Source organism: Microbacterium sp. Yaish 1 (assembly GCF_002245215.1).
GTDB lineage: Bacteria > Actinomycetota > Actinomycetes > Actinomycetales > Microbacteriaceae > Microbacterium.
This window is the reverse complement of the sequence record NZ_NPMR01000002.1, coordinates 404,480-424,950: the sequence shown is the minus strand read 5'-3', so window position 1 is coordinate 424,950 and position 20,471 is coordinate 404,480. Positions and strand designations below refer to the sequence as shown.

Genomic DNA, 20,471 nt, shown 5'->3' with positions numbered 1-20,471 from the left:
AGGTTCTGAACATGTTCAGTACCGACGCAGCGACGCGGGAGGATCGACGCTCGATCTACGAGCGCGCGCTCGGAGCGGATCTTCTGCGGATGCCTCCCGTGCTGCGGACCTACTTCGGCCCGATACCCGCCGGGGGCGTGGGCCGCGGACGGGGCGTCTACGACGAGGCGGGATATCGCGGGCCGCGCTGGCTGCGGCCCGCGATGCGCCTGTTGGCGCCGCACGGCGTGATGTTCCCCGAGGCGGGCACCGACGTACCGTTCGCGATCACGAACACGCCCCAGCGCGACGGCACGCTCCGTGGCGAGCGCGACTTCTTCTTCGACGGCGCACGACGTCGGATGGTGGACGCGATGACCAGCCCGCGCGCGGGGGAGATCATCGACCGCCTCGGCCGTCGCGGCGGGTTGGAGGTTCGGCTGCGTGCCGAGGCCGGTCCCACCGGGATGCGGTTGCGGTCCGTGGGCCTCGCCGTGCGCTGCGGCGCCGTGCGCGTGCCGCTTCCGCCGGTGGCGGCGGTCACGGTCGTCGAGACGGCCGACCCAGACGATGCCGCGGCGCAACGGGTGGACGTCAGGGTGCGGGCGTGTCTCGTGGGCGAGATCTTCCGGTACCGCGGCTCGTTCACGTACCGCATCCAGCCGGGCGACGGGAACCCCGTCCGCGGCGTCGTACCCCCTGCCTAGACTGACGAGGTGGCAGACGGAGAACTCCCCGAGATCACCCTCGACGAGGCGCGCGCAGAATCCCGCGACCTGATCGAGCGGATCACCGCAGCGCGCGACGCCTACTACGGACGCGATGCCGAGGTCGTCGACGATGCGACCTACGACGCGTGGATGCGGCGTCTTGACGAGCTCGAGAGGCTGCATCCGGAACTGCAGTCGCAGGACTCGCCCACCCAGACGGTCGGCGCCGCCGAGTCGACACTGTTCGCGCCCGTGACGCACGCCGAGCGGATGCTGAGCCTCGACAACGTCTTCTCACCTGAAGAGCTGACCGATTGGTGCGTCAAAGCAGCGGCGGCGGCTGGGCGTCCGGTGCGCTGGCTGTCGGAGCTCAAGATCGACGGACTCGCGATCAGCCTGCGCTACGAGAACGGCGTCCTGACGTCCGCTGCGACACGGGGCGACGGGCGCGTCGGCGAGGACGTCACCGTGAACGCGCTCCGGGTGAGCGGCATCCCCGAGCGACTAGCGGGAGACGGGCACCCGGCGATCGTCGAGGTACGCGGCGAGATCTTCATCCCCGTCGCCGAGTTCGCCCAGCTCAACGCGCTCCAGGCCGAGATGCGCGATCGTGCGGTCGAGGAGGCACGCTCCCGTTCCCGCGCATTCGACGAGGAGCGCGCTCGCATCAGCGCCGAACGCCGGTTCCCGGCCTTCGCCAACCCGCGCAACGCCGCGAGCGGAGGCCTGCGCCAGCAGCTCGACAAGAAGACGGGCCTCGAGCTCGAAGCGTCGGAGGCCCGCGTCCGTTCACTCCGGCTCTACGTGCACGGCATCGGCGCGTGGCAGAATCCGCCGGTGTCGTCGCAGAGCGAGATCTACGCGCTGCTGGCCGAGTGGGGTCTGCCCGTCAGCCCGCACTCGCAGACCCACGAGAGCATCGAGGGCGTGCTCGGCTACGTCGCCCACTACGGCGAGAACCGCCATAGCGTCGAGCACGAGCTCGACGGCGTCGTCGTCAAGATCGATGAGCTGGCGCTGCATGACGAGCTGGGCGCGACCAGCCGCGCACCCCGATGGGCGATCGCCTACAAGTACCCGCCCGAGCAGGTCAACACCAAGCTGCTCGACATCGTCGTGTCGGTCGGCCGTACCGGCCGGGCCACGCCCTTCGCCGTGATGGCGCCGGCCCGCGTCGCGGGCAGCGTCGTGCGGCAGGCCACGCTGCACAACCAGGACGTCGTCCGGGCGAAGGGCGTTCTCATCGGCGACACCGTCGTGCTGCGGAAGGCGGGCGACGTCATCCCGGAGGTGCTCGGACCCGTGGTCGAGCTGCGCGACGGGACCGAGCGCCCCTTCGTCATGCCCGCGAACTGCCCCGAGTGCGGGTCGCCGTTGCGCCCCGCCAAGGAGGGCGACATCGACCTCCGCTGCCCGAACGCGCGCTCCTGCCCGGCGCAGGTGCGTGGTCGTGTCGAGCACGTCGGGTCTCGCGGCGCCCTCGACATCGAGGCGCTCGGCGAGGTCACGGCAGCCGCCCTCACGCAACCGCTGGGCGACGCCACCCCGCCGCTGGTGACCGAGGCTGCGCTGTTCGAGCTGACCCTCGACCAGCTCGTGCCGATCGAGGTCATCGTCCGCGACTCCGAGACGGGCGAGCCTCGCGTCGACGAGAAGACGGGCGACCCGGTGCGGCGCGCCCCGTTCCGCCGCAACCCCTCGGCCGCCGAGAAGAGGGACGGGCTGACCGGCCCGCAACCGTCCGCGCAGGCGCTCAAGCTCCTCGACGAACTCGAGAAGGCCAAGACCAAGGAGCTGTGGCGGTTCCTCGTCGCACTCAGCATCCGCCACGTCGGTCCCGTCGCGGCGCGTGCCCTCGCGCAGTGGTTCGGCTCGATCGCAGCGATCCGCGCTGCCACGCGGGACGAGCTCGCGGCCGTCGAGGGCGTGGGCGGCATCATCGCGGACTCTCTGATCGATTGGTTCGAGGTCGACTGGCACCGCGAGATCGTCGAACGATGGGAAGCCGCCGGGGCACGGCTCGAAGTGCCGGGGCACCCCGGACCCGGTGCCGCGGTCGTCGAGGGCGGAGTCCTCGAGGGCATCACGGTCGTGGCGACGGGATCACTCGAGGGGTACACCCGCGAAGGGGCACAGGAGGCCATCCTCGCCGCCGGCGGCAAAGCCGGGTCGTCCGTCTCGAAGAAGACCGATTTCGTCGCGGCGGGGCCGGGCGCCGGATCCAAACTCGCGAAGGCCGAGCAGCTCGGGGTGCGGATCATCGATGCCGCGCAGTTCCGCCTCCTCGTCGAGCAGGGACCGGCGGCCCTCGATTCCTGAACAGGGGATGACTCAGCGCGGGTGTCCGCGGCCCGACCTACAGTGACGACGATCACAAGGAGGCCGCATGTCAGATCAGCTCACGCCGCAGGAGATCGCCTGGCTCGATCAGGAGCACCGCCGCGTCACCGAGACCATACGGCGTTACGGTATCGCCGCCGAGTATGTCATCGGCGACCCGCCGCGCCGCCAGCCGAGCTTCGCCTACTCGATCGGCTTGTTCGGCCTCGGTCATCCCGAGGTCCTCGTCTTCGGATTGAATGACGCGAATGCGGGTGCTGTCATCAACGACGTTGCGGCCCGTGTGCGGGCCGGATCGGATCTCACCGTCGGCGAGGTCCTGTCATTCCCCGGCTGGGCGCATCGCGTGAGCGTCGCGGAGGTCCCGAACCCCGGCGAGGTGCTGTTCTCGGCCAACTCCTACTACGACCGGCCGCCGTTCGCCTCGGTCCCGGCCTTGCAGCTGATCTACGACGACATCGAGGGTCGCTTCCCCTGGGACGAGGGATACAGCCGGCCGCGCTGGCTACAGCCGGAGCCGGGCACCTTCCGCGCCTGAGCGAACGACCGGAATCAGCCCGCGAGGAGCCGATCGCGGACCTGGCGGCGCAGCACCTTGCCGATCATCGACTTCGGCAGCTCGTCGACGACGACCACCCGACGCGGCACCTTGTAGGGCGTCAGGATGCCGCGGCAGAAGTCCCTCACGTCGGTCTCGTCGATCGTCGCCCCGGGGGCGGCGACCACCGCGGCCACCACGTCCTCGCCCGAGTGCTCGCTGGGGAGCCCGACGACGGCGGCGTCGGCGATCTGCGGGTGCTGACGCAGCGCGATCTCGACCTCGGTCGGTGCGACGTTGAAGCCGCCGGTGATGATGAGTTCCTTGATCCGGTCGACGATCCGCACGAACCCCGCCTCGTCGATCGTCACGATGTCGCCCGTGCGGAACCAGCCGTCGACGAAGACCTTCTCGGTCTCCTCGGGCTTGCCGTAGTAACCGGTGAACACCTGGGGGCCGCGGACCAGCAGTTCGCCCCGCCCGCCGGGCTCGACGTCGCGTGTCGGTTCGTCCGGGTCCACGACGCGGCACTCCGTGCCGGGAAGCGGCAGGCCGACGGTGCCGGGGACACGGTTCTCGGCCACGGGATTGGCCATCAGGACGGGGGAGCATTCCGACAGCCCGTATCCCTCGACGAGGTATCCGCCCGTCGAGGCCTCGAACGGGACGACGAGCTCGTGGGGGAGGGCCATCGCCCCGGAGATCGCGACTCGCGTGCCCGCGAGCGATACGCCCGCGGCATCGGCGGCCGCAAGCAACCGCTCGGCGATCGGCGGCACCAGCGGCAGGAGAGTGGCCGGATGACGCTTGTGCACCGCGAGCACGAGGGCCGGATCGAACTTCGGGAAGAGGACGAGCCGCGCACCCATCGACATCGCGAACGTGAGGCAGAGGGTCAGGCCGTACGCGTGGAACATCGGCAGCACCGCGTACACGACGCAACCCGCGCCGCGCTCGATCGTCGGGGTCCACGCCTGCGCCTGGGCCGCGTTCGCCAGGAGGTTGCGATGCGTGAGCGCCGCTCCCTTGGGGTTGCCGGTCGTGCCGCTGGTGTACTGGATGAGCGCGAGATCGCCCGTGGTCGGACCCACGTGGCTCGCCGGCAGGGGGTCGTGCCGTTCGGCATCCGACCAGAATCCGTGCACGCGATTGCGGGCCACGGGAGAGGTGAGCGCCTCGCGCGACTCCCGCGCCTTGGCGATGGGCAGGCGGAGCGCCGCCCGCATGTGGAACGGCATGGCCGTGGTGATGTCGACGGCGATCACGGCGTTGAGCGCGAGATCGTCGGGGAAGTCGAGCAGCACCGAGACGAGCTTGCTCCAGACGATGGCGACTTTCGCGCCGTGGTCCTCGAACTGCTTACGCATTTCACGCGGCGTGTAGAGCGGGTTGTGCTCGATGACGACGGCCCCCAGGCGCAGAACGGCGTAGAAGGCCACGATGTGCTGCGGGCAGTTGGGCAGCACGATCGCCACCCGGTCACCGCGGCGCACACCGGCATCCCGCAGGTATGCCGCCGCTCGTTCGATCCGGTCCTGCAGCTGCTGGTACGAGACCGTGCGGCCGAAGAACTCCAGGGCAGGGGCGTCGGGATGCTCGCGTGCGGACGTCGCGACGATGTCGACGAGCGAGCCCTCCATGGGCGGGAGGTCCTCCGGCACCCCGTCGGCGTAGCTGGCGATCCAGGGACGTGGCGGGTCGTAGGTCGTCACGCTGACACCCTACGGGTCTCGCGGGCGATCGGCCCCCAACTAGAATCATGGGGTGTCTGAAATCACCCCCGATCTCGTGCGCCACCTCGGCGTGCTCGCCCGGATCCAGCTGAACGACGAGGAGGTCGAGCGTCTCACGGGTCAGCTCGACGCGATCGTCGACAACATCGCGAAGGTGTCGGAGGTGGCGACCCCGGATGTCCCGGCGACGAGCCACCCGATCGCTCTGGAGAACGTCTTCCGCGAGGACGTCCCCGGCGAGATGCTCTCGGTCGAGCAGGTGCTCCGGAACGCGCCCGAACGCGCTGACGACCGTTTCCGCGTCACCGCGATCTTGGGGGAGGAGCAGTGAGCGACATGATCCGTTCCAGCGCGGCCGAGCTCGCTGCGCGCCTGGCCGACGGCAGCGTCAGCAGTGTCGAGGTGACGCAGGCGCACCTCGACCGCATCGCTGCGGTCGATGGCGACGTCCACGCGTTCCTGCACGTCTCCGACCGCGCCCTGCAGGTGGCGGGCGAGATCGACGCTCGCCGCGCTGCCGGTGAGGAGCTCGGCGAGCTGGCGGGCGTCCCCCTCGCGATCAAAGACGTGCTCGTCACCACGGACATGCCGTCGACGAGCGGGTCGAGGATCCTCGAGGGCTTCATGTCGCCGTACGACGCGACGGTCGTCGCGCGCGCCCGTGCCGCGGGACTGGTTCCGCTCGGCAAGACGAACATGGACGAGTTCGCGATGGGCTCCTCGACGGAGCACTCCGCGTACGGGCCGACCCGCAACCCGTGGGACCTCGACCGCATCCCGGGCGGCTCCGGGGGCGGTTCCGCCGCCGCTGTCGCGGCGTTCGAGGCGCCGCTCGCGCTCGGATCCGACACCGGCGGCTCGATCCGTCAGCCCGCGCACGTCACGGGCACGGTCGGGGTGAAGCCGACGTACGGCGGCGTCAGCCGCTACGGCTCCATCGCGCTCGCCTCGAGCCTCGACCAGGTCGGTCCCGTCTCGCGCACCGTTCTCGACTCGGCTCTCCTGCACGACGTCATCGGCGGCCACGACCCGCACGACTCGACGTCGCTCGCGGACCAGTGGCCCTCGTTCGCCGCGGCAGCGCGCGAGGGCGCGCGGGGAGACGTGCTGCGCGGGCTCAAGGTCGGCGTTATCCGCGAGCTCGCCGACGTGGGCTTCCAGCCCGGCGTCAGTGCGTCGTTCCGCGCGTCGTTGGCGGCGATGGAGGCGCAGGGCGCGGAGATCGTCGAGATCAGCGCGCCGCACTTCGAGTACGGAGTCGCGGCGTACTACCTGATCCTGCCGGCCGAGGCGTCGAGCAACCTCGCCAAGTTCGACTCGGTGCGGTTCGGACTTCGCGTCGACGTGCCCGGCGGCACCGTCGAGGACGTCATGTCGGCGACCCGCGAAGCCGGCTTCGGCGACGAGGTCAAGCGCCGCATCATCCTCGGAACCTACGCCCTGTCGGCCGGCTACTACGACGCCTACTACGGCAGCGCCCAGAAGGTGCGGACGCTCATCCAGCGCGATTTCGACGAGGCGTTCGCGCAGGTCGACGTCATCGCGACCCCGTCGGCCCCCACGACCGCGTTCCGGCTCGGCGAGCAGATCGACGATCCCCTGCAGATGTACCTGAACGACGTGACGACCATCCCCGTCAACCTCGCCGGGGTCCCGGGGATCTCCATTCCGTCGGGGCTATCGGATGACGACGGCCTTCCGGTCGGCATCCAGTTCATCGCGCCTGCGCGCCAGGATGCACAGCTGTACCGTGTGGGCGCCGCGCTCGAGACCCTGCTCGTCGACAGCTGGGGCGGCCCGCTGCTCGACCGCGCACCGATCCTGGGAGGGGCACGCTGATGGCTGCCAAGGTCGCACTGATGGACTTCGACAAGGCGCTGGAGCTCTTCGAGCCCGTGCTCGGCTTCGAGGTGCACGTCGAGCTCAACACGCGCACGAAGATGTTCTCGCCGGCTGCGAACCCGGCTCACCCCGACAACCACGGCGCAGCTCCGAACACCCTCGTCGCGCCGGTCGACATGGGTCTGCCCGGGGCGCTCCCTGTCGTGAACGAGACGGCGATCCGGTCGTCGATCAGCCTGGGCCTCGCGCTCGGCTGCTCGATCGCGCCCTCGAGCCGCTTCGCGCGGAAGAACTACTTCTACCCGGACCTCGGCAAGAACTACCAGATCTCGCAGTACGACGAGCCGATCGCGTTCGAGGGCGCGGTCGAGGTGGAGCTGTCCGACGGCACCACCGTCACCGTCGACATCGAGCGGGCCCACATGGAGGAGGACGCCGGCAAGCTCACCCACATGGGCGGCGCCGCCGGTCGGATCCAGGGCGCCGAGTTCTCGCTGGTCGACTACAATCGGGCCGGGGTGCCGCTCGTGGAGATCGTGACCAAGCCGATCTTCGGCGCTGAGCACCGTGCGCCGGAGATCGCGAAAGCCTACGTCCGCACGATCCGCGACATCGTCATCGGCCTGGGTATCTCGGAGGCCCGCCTCGAGCGCGGCAATCTGCGGTGCGACGCGAACGTGTCGCTTCGTCCTCGGGGTCAGGAGAAGCTCGGCACGCGCACCGAGACGAAGAACGTCAACTCGATGCGCTCCGTCGAGCGTGCCGTGCGGTACGAGATCCAGCGTCAGGCCGCCATCCTCGCTGAGGGCGGCACCATCACGCAGGAGACCCGGCACTGGCACGAGGACACCGGGACGACGTCGCCGGGGCGTCCGAAGTCCGACGCCGACGACTACCGGTACTTCCCGGAGCCGGATCTGCTGCCGGTCGCGCCGTCGCCCGAGCTGATCGACGAGCTCCGCGCGGCCCTTCCCGAGCCGCCCGCCGCCCGTCGGCGCCGGCTGCAGGGCGAATGGGGCTTCACCGACCTCGAGTTCCAGGACGTCGTCAACGGCGGTCTGCTCGCCGAGGTCGACGCGACGGTCGCCGCGGGGGCATCGCCCGCTTCGGCCCGCAAGTGGTGGACCGGCGAGATCACGCGCGTCGCGAACGCGCGTGGAGCCGAGCCGCAGGCGCTCGTCTCGCCCGCCGACGTGGCGGCGCTGCAGAAGCTCGTGGATGCTGGGACGCTGACCGACAAGCTGGCTCGTCAGGTGCTCGAGGGCGTGATCGACGGCGAAGGCTCGCCCCAGGAGGTCGTGGATTCGCGCGGCTTGGCTGTGGTGTCGGACGACGGCGCTCTGATCGCCGCGATCGACGACGCCCTCGCCGCTCAGCCGGACGTCCTGGCGAAGATCAAGGACGGCAAGGTGCAGGCTGCGGGAGCGGTGATCGGCGCGGTCATGAAGGCCATGAAGGGTCAGGCCGACGCCGCGCGCGTGCGCGAGCTGATCCTCGAGCGCGCTGCGCAGTAAACGACGCGTCTACGCACACCACAGGCGGCGCCGCCGGCGTCCTCGTCCGACGAGGGCCGGCGGCGCCGCCATGTCGTCGGACGACGGCTCCGGTGTCGGCGGCACAGGCGAGAATAGAGGCATGGGACGCGGCGACGGGACGGGACGCATCGTGTCGCCGCCGGACGCGGACGACACGGGGACGCGCATCCTCCATGTCGACATGGATGCCTTCTACGCGGCCGTCGCGGTGCTGGATGATCCGTCCCTCGCAGGCAAGCCGATCATCGTCGGCGGTGTCGAGCGCCGGGGCGTCGTCTCGAGCGCCTCGTACGAAGCGCGGCGCTTCGGCGTCCGGTCGGCGATGCCGGTCGCACGCGCCCTGCAGCTGTGCCCGCAGGCAATCGTGGTCCCGACGAGGTTCGAGCGCTATACCGAGCTCTCGCAGCGCGTGATGGAGGTCTTCCGATCGATCACGCCGTTGGTCGAGCCGCTGTCGATCGACGAGGCGTTCCTCGACGTGAGCGGCGCTCGTCGGCTCTGGGGGAGCCCACGCGAGATCGCACAGCTCATCCGCGCGCGCGTGCTGAGCGAGACCGGCCTCACCTGCAGCGTCGGAGTCGCGGCGACCAAGCACGTCGCGAAGATGGCGTCGACGATCTCCAAGCCCGACGGTCTGCTTGTCGTCGCCGAGGATCAGACGCTCCGCTTCCTCGGCGGCCGGCCGGTCGGCGCCCTGTGGGGTGTCGGGCCGAAGGCGGCAGACGCGCTCCTCGCGCGCGGCATCCGGACGGTCGCCGACGTCTGGGACACGCCGAGGCCCGTCCTCGATCGAGCGCTCGGGCCGGCCATGGGCGAGCGCGTGTGGCACCTCTCGCGCGGACACGATGCGCGCCAGGTGCAGACCGAGCGGGCGGAGAAGAGCGTCTCGCACGAGGAGACGTTCTCGCATGACGTCGCCGACCTCACGGTGCTCCGATCCGAGCTGAGGCGTCTGGCCGACCGCGTCGGCGCGCGGCTTCGCGCGGGTGGCTGGGAGGCCGGGACCGTATCGATCAAGGTCCGCCTGAGCGACTTCTCGACGTACTCGCGCTCGCAGGCCTTGCCCCTGGCGACGAATGTCGGGCAACGCATCGGGTCGGCGGCGATCGAGCTGCTCTCGACGGTCGAGCTGTCGCAGCCGGTGAGACTCATCGGGGTCCGCGCGGAGAAGCTGCGTCCAGACGGCACGGGCGGCCTGACGCTCTGGGACGACGACGAGGAATGGCGGCGCGTCGACGACGCGCTCGACGGAGCCCGGGCCCGTTTCGGCCGGGGCGCCGTGACGCGAGCGAGCGTGCTCGGACCTCGCCGCGATGTCGGTGCCATGCCGACCAATCCCCGGCCCGGCCACGACCACTGATACCTGTACTGCGGCGCCCGGAGAAGGGTACGGTGGGTCCATGCCCAACCTCGCACTCGAACTCGGCAAGCAGACCGCGAATCTCGGCGTCACCAGCGTCTACGGCGAACAGCAGGACGTCGGCGGCATCACGCTCATCCCCGTCGCGGTGACGTGGAGCGGCTTCGGAGCCGGCGAGGACGACGAGGGCAACAGCGGTGGTGGTGGTGGCGGTTACGCCGTCCCCGTCGGGGCGTACGTGCGCAAGGGAGACGATCTGCGTTTCGAGCCGAACCTCGTGTCGCTCGTCGCCGTCGGCATCCCCTTCGTCTGGGTCGTGGGACGCGCTCTCAGCCGTGTCATCCGCGCCCTCAAGAAGTAGGGTCGCCGCGCGTCTGACCACCGCGGCGCTCATCCGCATCGTGCTCGGCGAGGTCTCGGCGGGCGACGTCGTGATCGTCGACGGGCGCAGCGGCGCGGGGAAGTCCACGCTCGCGCGCGAGCTGCAGCGACAGTGGGGTGGCCCGCAGAAGCCGCAGCTGGTCGCGCTCGACGAGTTGTATCCCGGATGGGACGGCCTCGCTGCGGGTGCGGAGTACGCCGTCGCACGTGTGCTCGCCCCTCGACGCACGGGCGCGACCGCGCGCTGGCAGCAGTGGGATTGGGCAGCAGACCGCTACGGCCCGGAGCGCGCGGTCAAGGGCGACGAGTCGATCATCCTCGAAGGCAGCGGAGCGCTGACGGCCGCGGCAGCCGGCTTCGCGACAGTCCGCATCTGGTTGGACGCCCCCGGCGAGGTGCGCAAGCGGCGTGCCCTGACCCGCGACGGAGAGGTCTACCGTCCGCATTGGGATCGCTGGGCGGCACAGGAGGAGGCGCATATCGCGCGCAACGATCCCCGGGGTCTCGCGACGCACGTGGTCGAGCTCGTCTGATCAGCTGTCGAGTGCTTGCAGCAGCATCTCCTGCCGGTAACCCAGCCACTCGTAGACGTCGAAGCGTGGATCGCCCACCGGCATGATGCTCTCGTCGCTGATGCCGATGCGCTCCGCGAGCACGAGCCGGAGGCCGGCGAGCGTACGGAGCCATGCGGTCTGCTCCGGGGGATCGAGCGTGAGCTCGTCCCCGGATGCCCCGTCAGCCGAGCGATCCTCCGCAGTTCTCGTGAGCGTGGCGAGCACGAGACGCGCGTCGGCGGCGCGTGTCGCCGCGACATCGTCTCGAGTGAGTTCTCGGAACTCCGCCGCGGCATCCGCATCGTCGGGGTACGCATCGGGGGAGAGACGCTTGGCGGCAGGGTCGCGAGGATCTTCGGGGGCAGCGACCAGCTCGAGGTACTGGTCGACCAGTTCCCGGAGATAGTCCGCCTCGGCTGCGGGCAGCGCGAACACGACGGACGCGGTCACGCGTCCGCCCGCCGGACCGTCGCCCAGAGGCCGAACTCGTGCATCGCGCGCGTGTGCGCTTCCATCGCTTCTCGCGGGCCTTCGGCGACGATTGCGTGCCCCTCATGATGGACGGAGAGCATGAGCTGCGTCGCGCGGTCGCGCGAGTACCCGAAGTAGGTTCGGAAGACGTGGACCACGTACGACATGAGGTTCACCGGGTCGTTCCACACGACGGTCTGCCACGGTACGTCGGGCGCAGCGCGGAGGTCGGTCTCGATGTCGAGGTCGGGAAGGGCGGTGCTCATCAGGCCCATCCGAGCTCGTGCAGGCGGTCGTCGTCGATGCCGTAGAAGTGAGCGATCTCGTGGACCAGCGTGGTGTGGATCTCGTCGCGCAGGCCCGCGAGGTCGTCGCAGGCGTGCAGGTGCGGCTCGCGGTAGACGATGATCCGGTCGGGCAGCTCGCCCTGTCCGTAGCGGTCGCGCTCGGTGAGAGCGTAACCGTCGTAGAGGCCGAGCAGGTCGAGACTGCCGTCCTCGGGGCGGTCTTCGACGACGAAGATGACGTTGTCGAGTCCGTCGACCATGTCGTCGGGGAGGCGGTCGAGCTCGTCGGTGACGAGGAGCTCGAACTCCTCGACATCCATCTCGATCATCTGCACTCCCGGACCGGGGTGTTTACGTGGGGTGGCTAACGGGACTTGAACCCGCGACCCCCGCGACCACAACGCGGTGCTCTACCAACTGAGCTATAGCCACCATGTCTCCCGGTGAAACCGGGCAACCAGACGATTGTATTACACGGATGGGGCATACGACGACACGGCGGCCTCGGCGGCTGCCCGAGCCTCGTCGCTCGTGGGTCCGGGCTCGGGCACGAACACCGCGGATCGGTAGTAGGCGAGCTCGCGAATCGACTCCCGGATGTCGGCCAGCGCCCGGTGTCCGCCGTCCTTGGCCGGTGCCTGGAAGTATGCGCGGGGGAACCACCGTCGCGACAGCTCCTTGATGCTGGAGACGTCGACGTTCCGGTAGTGCAGCCATGAGTCGACCCGGGGCATGTACTTCGCGAGGAACATCCGGTCGGTACCGATCGTGTTGCCCGCGAGGGCGGCCTTGCCTTCCGGCACGAAGCGCTGGATGTACTCGAGTACCGCCGCCTCGGCGTCGGCGAGGGGCACGCCCGCGTCGAGCTCGGACAGCAGGCCCGACGACTCGTGCATCGCGGTGACGAAGTCGCCCATGTTCGCTCGCGCCTCCTCACTGGGGCGGATGACGAGCTGGAAGCCCGGGTCGAGGGGTCGGAGTTCGTAGTCGGTGACGATGACCGCCACTTCGACGAGCTCGTCGACGCTGAGATCCAGCCCCGTCATCTCGCAGTCGATCCATACGAGACGGTCGTTCTCGGCTGTTCCCACCATGTCGCCCATCCTAGTGACCGCCCGCGACACGGTCGTTTTAGAAAACTGTTGACCGCGCACAGCACATGTGGCCATCATGACTACTACGTCGTAGTAATACGTAGTAGAAGTGCGAGGAAGCATGTTCAGAATCGGCATCATCGGCACGGGCAGCATCGCCAGCGCCCACATCGGCGGGTATCTCGCGTTCCCCGGGGAGTGCGAGATCGTCGCCCTCGGCGACGTCATGCCGGGAAAGGCCGCGCAGAAGGCGACGGAGTTCGGCATCGGCGGGGCGGTCGGGTACGACGACCCCCTGCGTATGATCGCGGAGGCCGAGCTGGACCTCGTCAGTATCGCGACTCCTCCGTCGACCCACGCCACTCTCTCGATCGCGGCCCTGGACGCAGGCGTGAACGTCCTCGTCGAGAAGCCCATGGCACCCTCGCTCGAGGAATGCGACGCGATGCTCGCGGCGCAGGAGCGCTCGGGCAAGGTGCTCTCCGTGGTCGCGCAGAACCGGTTCCGCGACGATCTCGCGACGCTCAAAGCCGTCGTCGACTCGGGGCTTCTCGGGTCGATCTCGTCCGTGCGCGTGGATTCGGCGTGGTGGCGGGGACTCCCGTACTACGACCTCTGGTGGCGAGGGACCTGGGAGAAGGAAGGAGGGGGCTGCACCCTCAACCACGCGATCCACCACATCGACCTGCTCCTGTGGCTCCTGGGCCGTCCGACGGAGATCACCGCGATGCTCGCCAACGCGCAGCACGACAACAGCGAGGTCGAAGACCTTTCCGTCGCGGTGCTGCGCTACGAACCCGGGCTTGCTCAGCTCACGAGCTCCGTCGTCCATCACGGTGAGGAGCAGGAGATCGTCATCCAGGGCGCGAAGGCCCGGGTGTCGCAGCCGTGGCGGGTGATCGCCGAGCGCGCCGACGGCGGGGGATTCCCCGCGAAGGGCGGGGATCCCGATGTGGTGGCCGCCATCGAAGGCGTCGTCGCCGCGCGGGAGCCCCTCGCGCACTCCGGGCATACGGGACAGATCGCCGATGTGATGAGCGCGATCAGGCACGGCCGTGACCCCATCGCCGGTGGGCGAGACGGCCGCAACGCGATCGAGGTGGTCGCGGCGATCTACAAAGCGGGCATCGAGCGCACCTTCGTGGAGCTTCCGCTCGCGGCGGACGACCCCTATTACCGTGCCGGCCAACTCGTCGAGCGCGCACCGCACTTCTACGAGAAGCAGAGCTCGCTCGTGGAGGCGGCGTCGTGACCGCCTCATCATTCCCCGGCGGCACCTCTCTCTCGCACCTCGACATCTACGCGGACGCCGCCCCCGACGGCGTCTGCGGCGGCAGCCCCCACATCCACCTCGTCTCGACCGAGGCCTATCTCGTCGTCGAGGGGCACGGGGCTCTTCAGACGATCGACCGATACGGATACCGGGAGACGAACCTGGAGGCCGGATCGGTCGTCTGGTTCACCCCGGGCACGATCCACCGGGCGGTGAACCGAGGCGGCCTGAAGGTCCTCGTGCTGATGAGCAATGCGGGCCTGCCGGAGGCGGGCGACGCGGTGATGACCTTCCCCCCGGAAGTCGTCGGCGACCCGGACGCGTACGCGGATGCGGTGGCACTGGGGGAGGGGGAGGGCCGGGCTGCACGCGCCGCCCGGCGTCGCGACCTCGCCGTCACGGGATTCGAGGCCCTCCGCGATGCGGTCGTCGCGGGCGATCGCACCCCCCTCGACGATTTCTACGAGAGCGCCGGCGCACTCGTCCGGCACCGCGCCGCCGCCTGGGGACGGATCGTGCGCGAGCGAGCCCTCGCGCAGGCGGAGCACTCGCTGACCCTCGCCGACGCGACGGCCCGAGGCGATGTCGCCCACCTCCGCGGTGCGCTGGCCCAGGAGGCGCCGGCAGCCACTACCGACCGAGCATTCGGCATGTGCGGACGCATCCGCGCCTATGACCTGACAGACCAGGAGAACCTCCGATGAGCCATTCCTACACTTTCGACCCCCTCCCGAGGCCGGTCGTCGAGCCCGGCGAGTTCGCCTTCGCCGCCGTCGGTCTCGATCACGGCCACATCTTCGGAATGACCGACGGCCTGATCGGCGCCGGCGCGACCGTGACCTGGGTCTTCGACGAGGACCCCGCACGCGCCGCAGCCTTCGCGAAGCAGTATCCGACGGCACGAATCGCCACGAGCGAGCAGGAGGTGCTGGACGACCCCGCGGTTCGGCTCGTCGCAACGGCCGCGATTCCGTCGCAGCGCGCTCCGATCGGTCTCCGGGCCATCGAGGCGGGCAAGCACGCCTTCGTCGACAAAGCCCCGCTCACGACCTTCGCCCAGCTGGATGCCGTCCGGGAGGCGACCGCGCGGACCGGCCTGCGGTACGCCGTGTACTACGGCGAGCGCGTGCATTCCGAGGCGGCGATCCTCGCCGACCAGCTCGTCGAGCGCGGTGCGATCGGCCGCGTCATCCAGGTGGTGTCCTTCGGCCCCCATCGCATCGGCGGCGGCCGACCCGACTGGTTCTACGACCCCGCGCAGTACGGCGGCATCCTGTGCGATATCGGCAGTCACAACTTCGACCAGATCCTTCACTACACGCGCGCGACGAACGGTCGCGTCTCGACCTCGACGGTCGCGAACTACGCGCATCCCGAGACGCCCGGCCTGCAGGACTTCGGCGACGCGCACGTCGTCCTGGACAACGGCGCGACAGGATACGTGCGGGTCGACTGGTTCACGCCCGACGGCCTCGGCGTGTTCGGCGACGGGCGCACGCTGCTGCTCGGCACCGACGGGTACATCGAGCTGCGGAAGTACATCGACATCACGACCGACAACGGTGGCGGTCAGGTGCTCCTGGTCAACCAGGAGACCCAGCGCCGCTTCAACGCGAACGGCATGACCGGGTTCCCGTATTTCGGGCGGCTGATCCGCGACTGCCTCGACGGCACCGAGACCGCCATGAGCCAGGCGCACGCACTGACGGCGGCGGAGCTCAGCCTGCACGCGCAGGCGGGAGCGACCGTGATCGGCTCGGACGCCCGCGTGCCTCTTCTGACCCCCTAGCGGCGACCCGCTCGCGAGAACCACGAGGATGTGGAGTTCCGAATGACGCAATCCGTTCACACGCCGCTGCGGCTGGGGGATGCCCCACCCGCCGGTACCGCGACGCGCGCGATCACCACGGCGCCGGCCAAGCGGCGCCCGTTCCGGCGCGATCGCACGCCCCGCGCGAAGCAGACCTGGCGTCGGGCTCTCGCCCGCGACTGGCGCCTCTACACATTCCTGCTCGCGCCCGTCGTCTTCCTACTCGTCTTCCGGTACATCCCGATGCTCGGGAATGTGATCGCCTTTCGGCGATTCCGTCCCGGCGGGTCCATTTTCGGCGACGAGTGGGTGGGCTTCTACTACTTCGAGGCGTTCATCTCGAACCAGCAGTTCTGGACGGTGTTCTGGAACACGGTGGTCCTGGGCGGCCTCACTCTGCTGATCACGTTCCCTCTTCCGATCGTGCTCGCGCTCATGCTCAATGAGCTGCGCTCGCGCCGGTTCAAGCGGATCGTGCAGACGATCTCGTACCTCCCTCACTTCATGTCCGTGGTCATCGTCGCCGGTCTCGTGCTGCAGCTCACGGCACTCAACGGGACGGTCAACCAGGTCGTCGAGGCGATCGGCGGCGACCCCGTCCCGTTCATGCAACGGCCCGAGTGGTTCCGCTCGATCTACGTCTCGTCGGAGGTCTGGCAGACCGTCGGTTGGGGAACGATCCTCTACCTCGCCGCACTGACGACCATCGACGATCAGCTGTACGAAGCCGCTCGGATCGATGGAGCGAATCGTTGGCAGCAGACCTGGCACATCACGCTGCCGGGGATCCGCCCGACCATGATGGTGCTCCTCATCCTCAACATCGGCTCCTTCATGGCCGTCGGGTTCGAGAAGGTGCTGCTCCTGCAGAATCCGCTCATCTACTCGACGGCCGACGTCATCTCGACCTATCTCTATCGCGTCGGCATCCAGTCGGCCCAGTTCTCGTACGGAACGGCCATCGGCCTGTTCGAGGCGGTCATCGGCCTCGTGCTCGTCCTCGGCGCGAACGCCCTCTCTCGTCGATTGGTTGGTACCTCGCTGTGGTGACCGAAGCCCTGCCCCCGAAGCCCGACAGCGCACGCGTGCGCCGGGAGACCGGCATCATCCGGGAGTCGCCGGGATACCGAGCCTTCCGGGTGGTGAACGCCGTCGCCCTCGTCCTCGTGTGCGTCGTCACGCTGTACCCGTTCATCAACCTCGTCGCGAAGGCGTTCTCGTCCGAGGGGTACATCGCCGCCGGCGAGGTGAATCTGATCCCGCGCGGCTTCAACATCGACACCTTCCGCGTGGTCATGAACGACGGGACGTTCTGGACGAACTACGGGAACACGTTCCTCTACACGATCGTCGGAACCGTCATCGCGATGGCGATCACCACGACGTACGCCTACGCGCTCAGCAAGCCCTACCTCAAGGGACGGACCTTCTTCGTCGGCATCGCGGTGTTCACGATGTTCTTCGGCGGCGGCCTCATCCCCAACTACATCCTCATCGCGAACTACCTGGGGTGGCGCAACAGCATCTGGGCGGTCGTCGTGCCGGGCGCGCTGAGCGTGTTCAACCTGCTCGTCATGAAGTCCTTCTTCGAGAACTTCCCCGAGGAGCTCGAAGAGGCCGCGGCGATCGACGGGCTCACGACCTACGGCATCTTCTTCCGGATCGTGCTGCCGCTGTCGAAGGCCGTGCTCGCGACGATGACGCTGTTCTACGCCGTCGGCATCTGGAACTCGTGGTTCAACGCGTTCCTCTTCCTGGACGACAAGACGCTGTTCCCCGTGACGGTCTATCTGCGGAATCTGATCGCGGCCGCGACCGGCGTGCAGGAGGCGATCGGCGGCGAGTCCGCACAGGTCGCCTCGAACATCCAGGCCGTCACGATGCTGCTCACGGTGCTTCCCATCATCTGCCTGTACCCCTTCATCCAGCGCTACTTCGTCTCGGGCGTGATGCTCGGGTCGGTCAAGGGCTGAATCCCCTACGTCGAACGACGACGTTCACACAGAGGAGAAACACAATGAAAATCACTCGCCACACCCTCGCCGGTGCCGCGGGGCTGGCAGCCGTTGCGATCGTGCTGTCCGCCTGCTCGGGTCCCGGCACCGAGGATCCCGCCGCCGACGGCGCCACGATCGGAGAAGCTCAGTCCGTCGGTGCGATGGAGGACTTCGAGGCCGGCATGACCTTCGCGGCGACCGAACCCGTGCAGTTCTCGCTCATGTACCGGGACCACCCCAACTATCCGGTGAAGGACGACTGGTCGTTCTTCCAGCATCTCGAGAACGACCACAACGTCACGTTCTCCCGGACGGACATCCCGATGGCCGATTTCGATCAGAAGAAATCACTGCTCATCGGCAGCGGCGAGGCGACCGACATCATCTCTTCCACGTACGCGGGATCCGAGACGCAGTTCGTCTCGGGCGGCGCGATCCTGCCGGTCTCCGACTACTTCGACTACATGCCGAACTTCCAGCAGAAGATCGCCGACTGGGGCCTCGAGGACGACCTCCGGAACCGCCGGCAGGAGGACGGGAAGATCTACCACCTGCCGGGCCTGCGCGAAGTGCCCGACGTTCAGTACTCGGTCGCCATCCGCGAGGACCTGTGGCAGAAGGCGGGCATCACCGAAGACCCCGCGACTTGGGACGAATACCTCGAGCAGCTCGAGAAGGTCAAGGAGGCGAACCCGGAGCTCGACTACGCGATGTCGGACCGATGGACGGATGCGACGCCGCTCGGCTCTCTGCTGAGCATCATGGCTCCGAACTATCCGACGGCAGCGGGCTGGGGCTACGCGAACACGTGGTACGACCAGGATGCCGGCGAGTACGTGTTCACGGGTGCGTCGGACGGATACAAGCAGGTCGTGTCGGATGCCGCCGCCCTGGTCGAGGCGGGCGTCCTGGACCCGGAGATCACCCAGAGCGACGACCAGGCGGTGCAGAAGTTCATCTCCGGCAAGTCGGCCGCGATCTCCGGGAACACGCAGACGATCGCGGAGTATCGGCAGAAGTTCGCCGACTCGGGCCAGGGCGATGTCCCGATCCGCCTGCTCTCGCTCCCCGGCGGACCGGCGGGCGACAAACTGCCGAGCGGTCGCTTCACGTCGGGCATCCTGATCTCGAGCGCCGCGGCGGAGAAGCCGTACTTCAAGGCTCTGCTGCAGTTCGTCGACTGGCTCTACTACTCCGACGAGGGCCTCGAGTTCGCACAGTGGGGCGTGGAGGGCGAGACCTTCACGCGTGAAGCCGACGGCACGCGCAAGCTCATGGACGACATCGCGTGGAGCTCGATCAATGCCGGCGCGCCCCAGCTTCTCAACGCCGACTACGGGTACAGCAACGGCGTCTTCCTCCTCGCGAACGGCTCCTCCCAGGAGCTGGTGCTCTCGATGATGACCGACGAGATCGCTGAATGGACGGCCGAGCAGCTCGCGAAGAAGGAACAGCTCCCGACCGCTCCGGCGCCGCTGCTCAACGAGATCGAGCTCGAGCAGACCTCCTTGCTGCAGACGCAGCTGACGGATGCCGTTCACGCGGCGACCGCGTCGTTCATCACCGGTCAACGCTCCATCGAGGACGACTGGGACGCGTACGTCGCCGAGCTCGAGGGCCTGGGATCCCGCCAGCTCATCGAGACGTTCAACACGGCGCTCGAGCGCACGCAGAATCAGGGATGAGCGAAGGCGGCCGGCCACGTCACCGCGGCCGGCCGCCCCGTCTCCCGAGCGAAGGAGCCGAGGAAAATGGATGTCGACACCACCACGACTCGTCGAAGCGACCCGGCCGACGAGGTGGGACGCGGTCCGCTGTCTCGCGGCGCCGCGTTCGTCTACCGGCAGATGGTGCTGGAGGCGCAACTGCTGATCGCCTCGCTGCCCGCCATCGTCGCAGTGATGCTGCTCGACCGCGATCCGTCGAACATCCCGCTCTTCGTGGTCGCCCTGCTGCCGGTGGCTCCCGCCCTCGTGGCGGGAGTCGCGGCAGCGATGGTGCCGCGCACCGACCTGTCGCCCGGGCGCCACTTCGTCCGCGCGTACCGCCGTGACTTCGTGCCGACCCTCCGGTGGGCGGTGCCGGCGACCGTGGCTCTCGCGGTGCTCGCCTTCAATCTCATCCACCTCGACGGGGTCGACGGCGGCGCGGCGCTTCGCCCGCTCTACGGCGTTCTCGGATTGCTGATCCTCGTCTGGGGTGGGCACATGGTCGTCCTGACGGCGGGATTCGAATTCCGCGCGCGCGATGCCGCCCGCATCGCCGTGGCGCAGCTCGCGTCCCAGTGGCGTTTCACGCTCGGTGTCCTATCGCTGCTGATCGTGGCGGTGTTCCTCGCGATCGTGGTGAGCGAGGTCGCCGTGCTGCTCTTCCTGTGGGCATTCGCCGGCCTGCTCGCCCTGATGGCGCGCCCCCTGATGGCCGACACTGCGCGGAGGTTCACGCGGCGGGCCTCCGCAGCGCTCGAGCGCCCCCGACAGGATTCGAACCTGTGACCAACGGATTAGAAGGCCGCTGCTCTATCCACTGAGCTACGGAGGCGGATGCTTCTACGCTATCGCGCGCCG

The 20,471-nt window shown here is 68.8% G+C and carries 21 protein-coding genes and 2 tRNA genes; 16 read left to right on the top strand and 7 right to left on the bottom strand.

The genetic code is table 11. The annotated features are described in order from the left end of the window. Positions 1–11 precede the first annotated feature (11 nt). The 3 genes from CI089_RS11070 to CI089_RS11060 all read left to right on the top strand — a co-directional run bounded on the left by CI089_RS11070 (position 12) and on the right by CI089_RS11060 (position 3,567). Positions 12–686 carry a DUF4166 domain-containing protein gene (locus CI089_RS11070; protein WP_256977830.1) on the top strand — a complete coding sequence of 225 codons (675 nt, stop codon included), beginning with the start codon at positions 12–14 and terminating at the stop codon, positions 684–686. A gap of 9 nt (positions 687–695) precedes the next feature. Continuing rightward, on the top strand, positions 696–3,008 hold the full coding sequence (ligA, locus tag CI089_RS11065; RefSeq protein WP_094261628.1) for an NAD-dependent DNA ligase LigA: 2,313 nt from the start codon (positions 696–698) through the stop codon (positions 3,006–3,008). 67 nt (positions 3,009–3,075) lie between these two features. Then, positions 3,076–3,567: a DUF4262 domain-containing protein gene (locus CI089_RS11060; RefSeq protein ID WP_094261627.1), complete on the top strand. Its 492-nt coding sequence runs from the start codon at positions 3,076–3,078 to the stop codon at positions 3,565–3,567. Positions 3,568–3,581: 14 nt separating this feature from the next. Here CI089_RS11060 and CI089_RS11055 read toward each other — a convergent pair whose 3' ends face one another. Beyond that, positions 3,582–5,279, bottom strand: coding sequence for a long-chain-fatty-acid--CoA ligase (locus CI089_RS11055; RefSeq protein WP_094261626.1), 1,698 nt, complete (start codon positions 5,277–5,279; stop codon positions 3,582–3,584). Positions 5,280–5,331: 52 nt separating this feature from the next. Here CI089_RS11055 and gatC point away from each other — a divergent pair, with 52 nt between their 5' ends. From gatC to CI089_RS11025, 6 genes are all read left to right on the top strand, one after another. Then, positions 5,332–5,631 (top strand): Asp-tRNA(Asn)/Glu-tRNA(Gln) amidotransferase subunit GatC, encoded by a 300-nt coding sequence (gene gatC / locus CI089_RS11050; protein ID WP_064956622.1) that lies wholly within the window; start codon positions 5,332–5,334, stop codon positions 5,629–5,631. A 5-nt stretch (positions 5,632–5,636) separates the two neighbouring features. After that, complete coding sequence (gatA, locus tag CI089_RS11045) at positions 5,637–7,139, top strand: Asp-tRNA(Asn)/Glu-tRNA(Gln) amidotransferase subunit GatA (RefSeq protein WP_373441598.1); 1,503 nt, start codon at positions 5,637–5,639, stop codon at positions 7,137–7,139. After that, positions 7,139–8,656 carry an Asp-tRNA(Asn)/Glu-tRNA(Gln) amidotransferase subunit GatB gene (gene gatB, locus CI089_RS11040; RefSeq protein ID WP_094261624.1) on the top strand — a complete coding sequence of 506 codons (1,518 nt, stop codon included), beginning with the start codon at positions 7,139–7,141 and terminating at the stop codon, positions 8,654–8,656. Before gatA ends, gatB begins: the two co-directional genes overlap by 1 nt. A gap of 121 nt (positions 8,657–8,777) precedes the next feature. Continuing rightward, positions 8,778–10,037: a DNA polymerase IV gene (gene dinB, locus CI089_RS11035; protein ID WP_094261623.1), complete on the top strand. Its 1,260-nt coding sequence runs from the start codon at positions 8,778–8,780 to the stop codon at positions 10,035–10,037. 40 nt (positions 10,038–10,077) lie between these two features. After that, positions 10,078–10,398, top strand: a complete 321-nt coding sequence (locus CI089_RS11030) for a hypothetical protein (RefSeq protein ID WP_094261622.1) — start codon at positions 10,078–10,080, stop codon at positions 10,396–10,398. Then, positions 10,373–10,951, top strand: a complete 579-nt coding sequence (locus CI089_RS11025; protein WP_094261621.1) for a hypothetical protein — start codon at positions 10,373–10,375, stop codon at positions 10,949–10,951. The genes CI089_RS11030 and CI089_RS11025 overlap by 26 nt, the downstream gene beginning before the upstream one ends. Here the strand turns inward: CI089_RS11025 and CI089_RS11020 are convergent, their stop codons facing one another. The 5 genes from CI089_RS11020 to orn all read right to left on the bottom strand — a co-directional run bounded on the left by CI089_RS11020 (position 10,952) and on the right by orn (position 12,824). Next, a complete protein-coding gene (locus CI089_RS11020; RefSeq protein ID WP_256977829.1) occupies positions 10,952–11,422 on the bottom strand; it encodes a DUF2017 domain-containing protein in 471 nt (156 codons plus the stop codon). After that, complete coding sequence (clpS, locus tag CI089_RS11015) at positions 11,419–11,718, bottom strand: ATP-dependent Clp protease adapter ClpS (RefSeq protein ID WP_094261620.1); 300 nt, start codon at positions 11,716–11,718, stop codon at positions 11,419–11,421. The genes CI089_RS11020 and clpS overlap by 4 nt, the downstream gene beginning before the upstream one ends. Further along, positions 11,709–12,059, bottom strand: a complete 351-nt coding sequence (locus CI089_RS11010; protein WP_094261619.1) for a metallopeptidase family protein — start codon at positions 12,057–12,059, stop codon at positions 11,709–11,711. The genes clpS and CI089_RS11010 overlap by 10 nt, the downstream gene beginning before the upstream one ends. A 27-nt stretch (positions 12,060–12,086) precedes the next feature. Then, positions 12,087–12,162, bottom strand: a tRNA-His gene (locus CI089_RS11005). A gap of 38 nt (positions 12,163–12,200) precedes the next feature. Beyond that, a complete protein-coding gene (orn, locus tag CI089_RS11000) occupies positions 12,201–12,824 on the bottom strand; it encodes an oligoribonuclease (protein WP_094261618.1) in 624 nt (207 codons plus the stop codon). A gap of 121 nt (positions 12,825–12,945) precedes the next feature. Between orn and CI089_RS10995 the strand changes: the two genes are divergently transcribed. From CI089_RS10995 to CI089_RS10965, 7 genes are all read left to right on the top strand, one after another. Beyond that, on the top strand, positions 12,946–14,076 hold the full coding sequence (locus CI089_RS10995) for a Gfo/Idh/MocA family protein (protein WP_094261617.1): 1,131 nt from the start codon (positions 12,946–12,948) through the stop codon (positions 14,074–14,076). Further along, complete coding sequence (locus tag CI089_RS10990; RefSeq protein ID WP_094261616.1) at positions 14,073–14,801, top strand: cupin domain-containing protein; 729 nt, start codon at positions 14,073–14,075, stop codon at positions 14,799–14,801. The genes CI089_RS10995 and CI089_RS10990 overlap by 4 nt, the downstream gene beginning before the upstream one ends. Further along, positions 14,798–15,886 carry a Gfo/Idh/MocA family protein gene (locus tag CI089_RS10985; protein WP_094261615.1) on the top strand — a complete coding sequence of 363 codons (1,089 nt, stop codon included), beginning with the start codon at positions 14,798–14,800 and terminating at the stop codon, positions 15,884–15,886. The genes CI089_RS10990 and CI089_RS10985 overlap by 4 nt, the downstream gene beginning before the upstream one ends. 42 nt (positions 15,887–15,928) lie before the next feature. After that, on the top strand, positions 15,929–16,957 hold the full coding sequence (locus CI089_RS10980; protein WP_094261614.1) for an ABC transporter permease: 1,029 nt from the start codon (positions 15,929–15,931) through the stop codon (positions 16,955–16,957). Next, the gene (locus tag CI089_RS10975) at positions 16,954–17,880 is read left to right on the top strand and encodes a carbohydrate ABC transporter permease (RefSeq protein WP_256977827.1); all 927 of its coding nucleotides are present in this window, start codon (positions 16,954–16,956) and stop codon (positions 17,878–17,880) included. Before CI089_RS10980 ends, CI089_RS10975 begins: the two co-directional genes overlap by 4 nt. A 44-nt stretch (positions 17,881–17,924) precedes the next feature. Further along, positions 17,925–19,589 carry an ABC transporter substrate-binding protein gene (locus tag CI089_RS10970; protein WP_094261613.1) on the top strand — a complete coding sequence of 555 codons (1,665 nt, stop codon included), beginning with the start codon at positions 17,925–17,927 and terminating at the stop codon, positions 19,587–19,589. Positions 19,590–19,655: 66 nt separating this feature from the next. Next, on the top strand, positions 19,656–20,399 hold the full coding sequence (locus CI089_RS10965) for a hypothetical protein (RefSeq protein ID WP_094261612.1): 744 nt from the start codon (positions 19,656–19,658) through the stop codon (positions 20,397–20,399). On the opposite strand, the gene CI089_RS10960 is transcribed toward CI089_RS10965, so the two are convergent. Continuing rightward, positions 20,373–20,445 (bottom strand) — tRNA-Arg (locus CI089_RS10960). The genes CI089_RS10965 and CI089_RS10960 overlap by 27 nt on opposite strands. Positions 20,446–20,471 lie beyond the last annotated feature (26 nt).

What these genes read in the sequence shown, in the direction of transcription:
- CI089_RS11070 (WP_256977830.1), top strand. Translation starts at nt 12, where the DNA reads ATGTTCAGTACCGACGCAGCGACGCGGGAGGATCGACGCTCGATCTAC.
- CI089_RS11060 (WP_094261627.1), top strand. Translation starts at nt 3,076, where the DNA reads ATGTCAGATCAGCTCACGCCGCAGGAGATCGCCTGGCTCGATCAGGAG.
- gatA (WP_373441598.1), top strand. Translation starts at nt 5,637, where the DNA reads ATGATCCGTTCCAGCGCGGCCGAGCTCGCTGCGCGCCTGGCCGACGGC.
- gatB (WP_094261624.1), top strand. Translation starts at nt 7,139, where the DNA reads ATGGCTGCCAAGGTCGCACTGATGGACTTCGACAAGGCGCTGGAGCTC.
- dinB (WP_094261623.1), top strand. Translation starts at nt 8,778, where the DNA reads ATGGGACGCGGCGACGGGACGGGACGCATCGTGTCGCCGCCGGACGCG.
- CI089_RS11030 (WP_094261622.1), top strand. Translation starts at nt 10,078, where the DNA reads ATGCCCAACCTCGCACTCGAACTCGGCAAGCAGACCGCGAATCTCGGC.
- clpS (WP_094261620.1), bottom strand. Translation starts at nt 11,718, where the DNA reads ATGGGCCTGATGAGCACCGCCCTTCCCGACCTCGACATCGAGACCGAC.
- CI089_RS11010 (WP_094261619.1), bottom strand. Translation starts at nt 12,059, where the DNA reads ATGATCGAGATGGATGTCGAGGAGTTCGAGCTCCTCGTCACCGACGAG.
- orn (WP_094261618.1), bottom strand. Translation starts at nt 12,824, where the DNA reads ATGGTGGGAACAGCCGAGAACGACCGTCTCGTATGGATCGACTGCGAG.
- CI089_RS10995 (WP_094261617.1), top strand. Translation starts at nt 12,946, where the DNA reads ATGTTCAGAATCGGCATCATCGGCACGGGCAGCATCGCCAGCGCCCAC.
- CI089_RS10985 (WP_094261615.1), top strand. Translation starts at nt 14,798, where the DNA reads ATGAGCCATTCCTACACTTTCGACCCCCTCCCGAGGCCGGTCGTCGAG.
- CI089_RS10980 (WP_094261614.1), top strand. Translation starts at nt 15,929, where the DNA reads ATGACGCAATCCGTTCACACGCCGCTGCGGCTGGGGGATGCCCCACCC.
- CI089_RS10970 (WP_094261613.1), top strand. Translation starts at nt 17,925, where the DNA reads ATGAAAATCACTCGCCACACCCTCGCCGGTGCCGCGGGGCTGGCAGCC.
- CI089_RS10965 (WP_094261612.1), top strand. Translation starts at nt 19,656, where the DNA reads ATGGATGTCGACACCACCACGACTCGTCGAAGCGACCCGGCCGACGAG.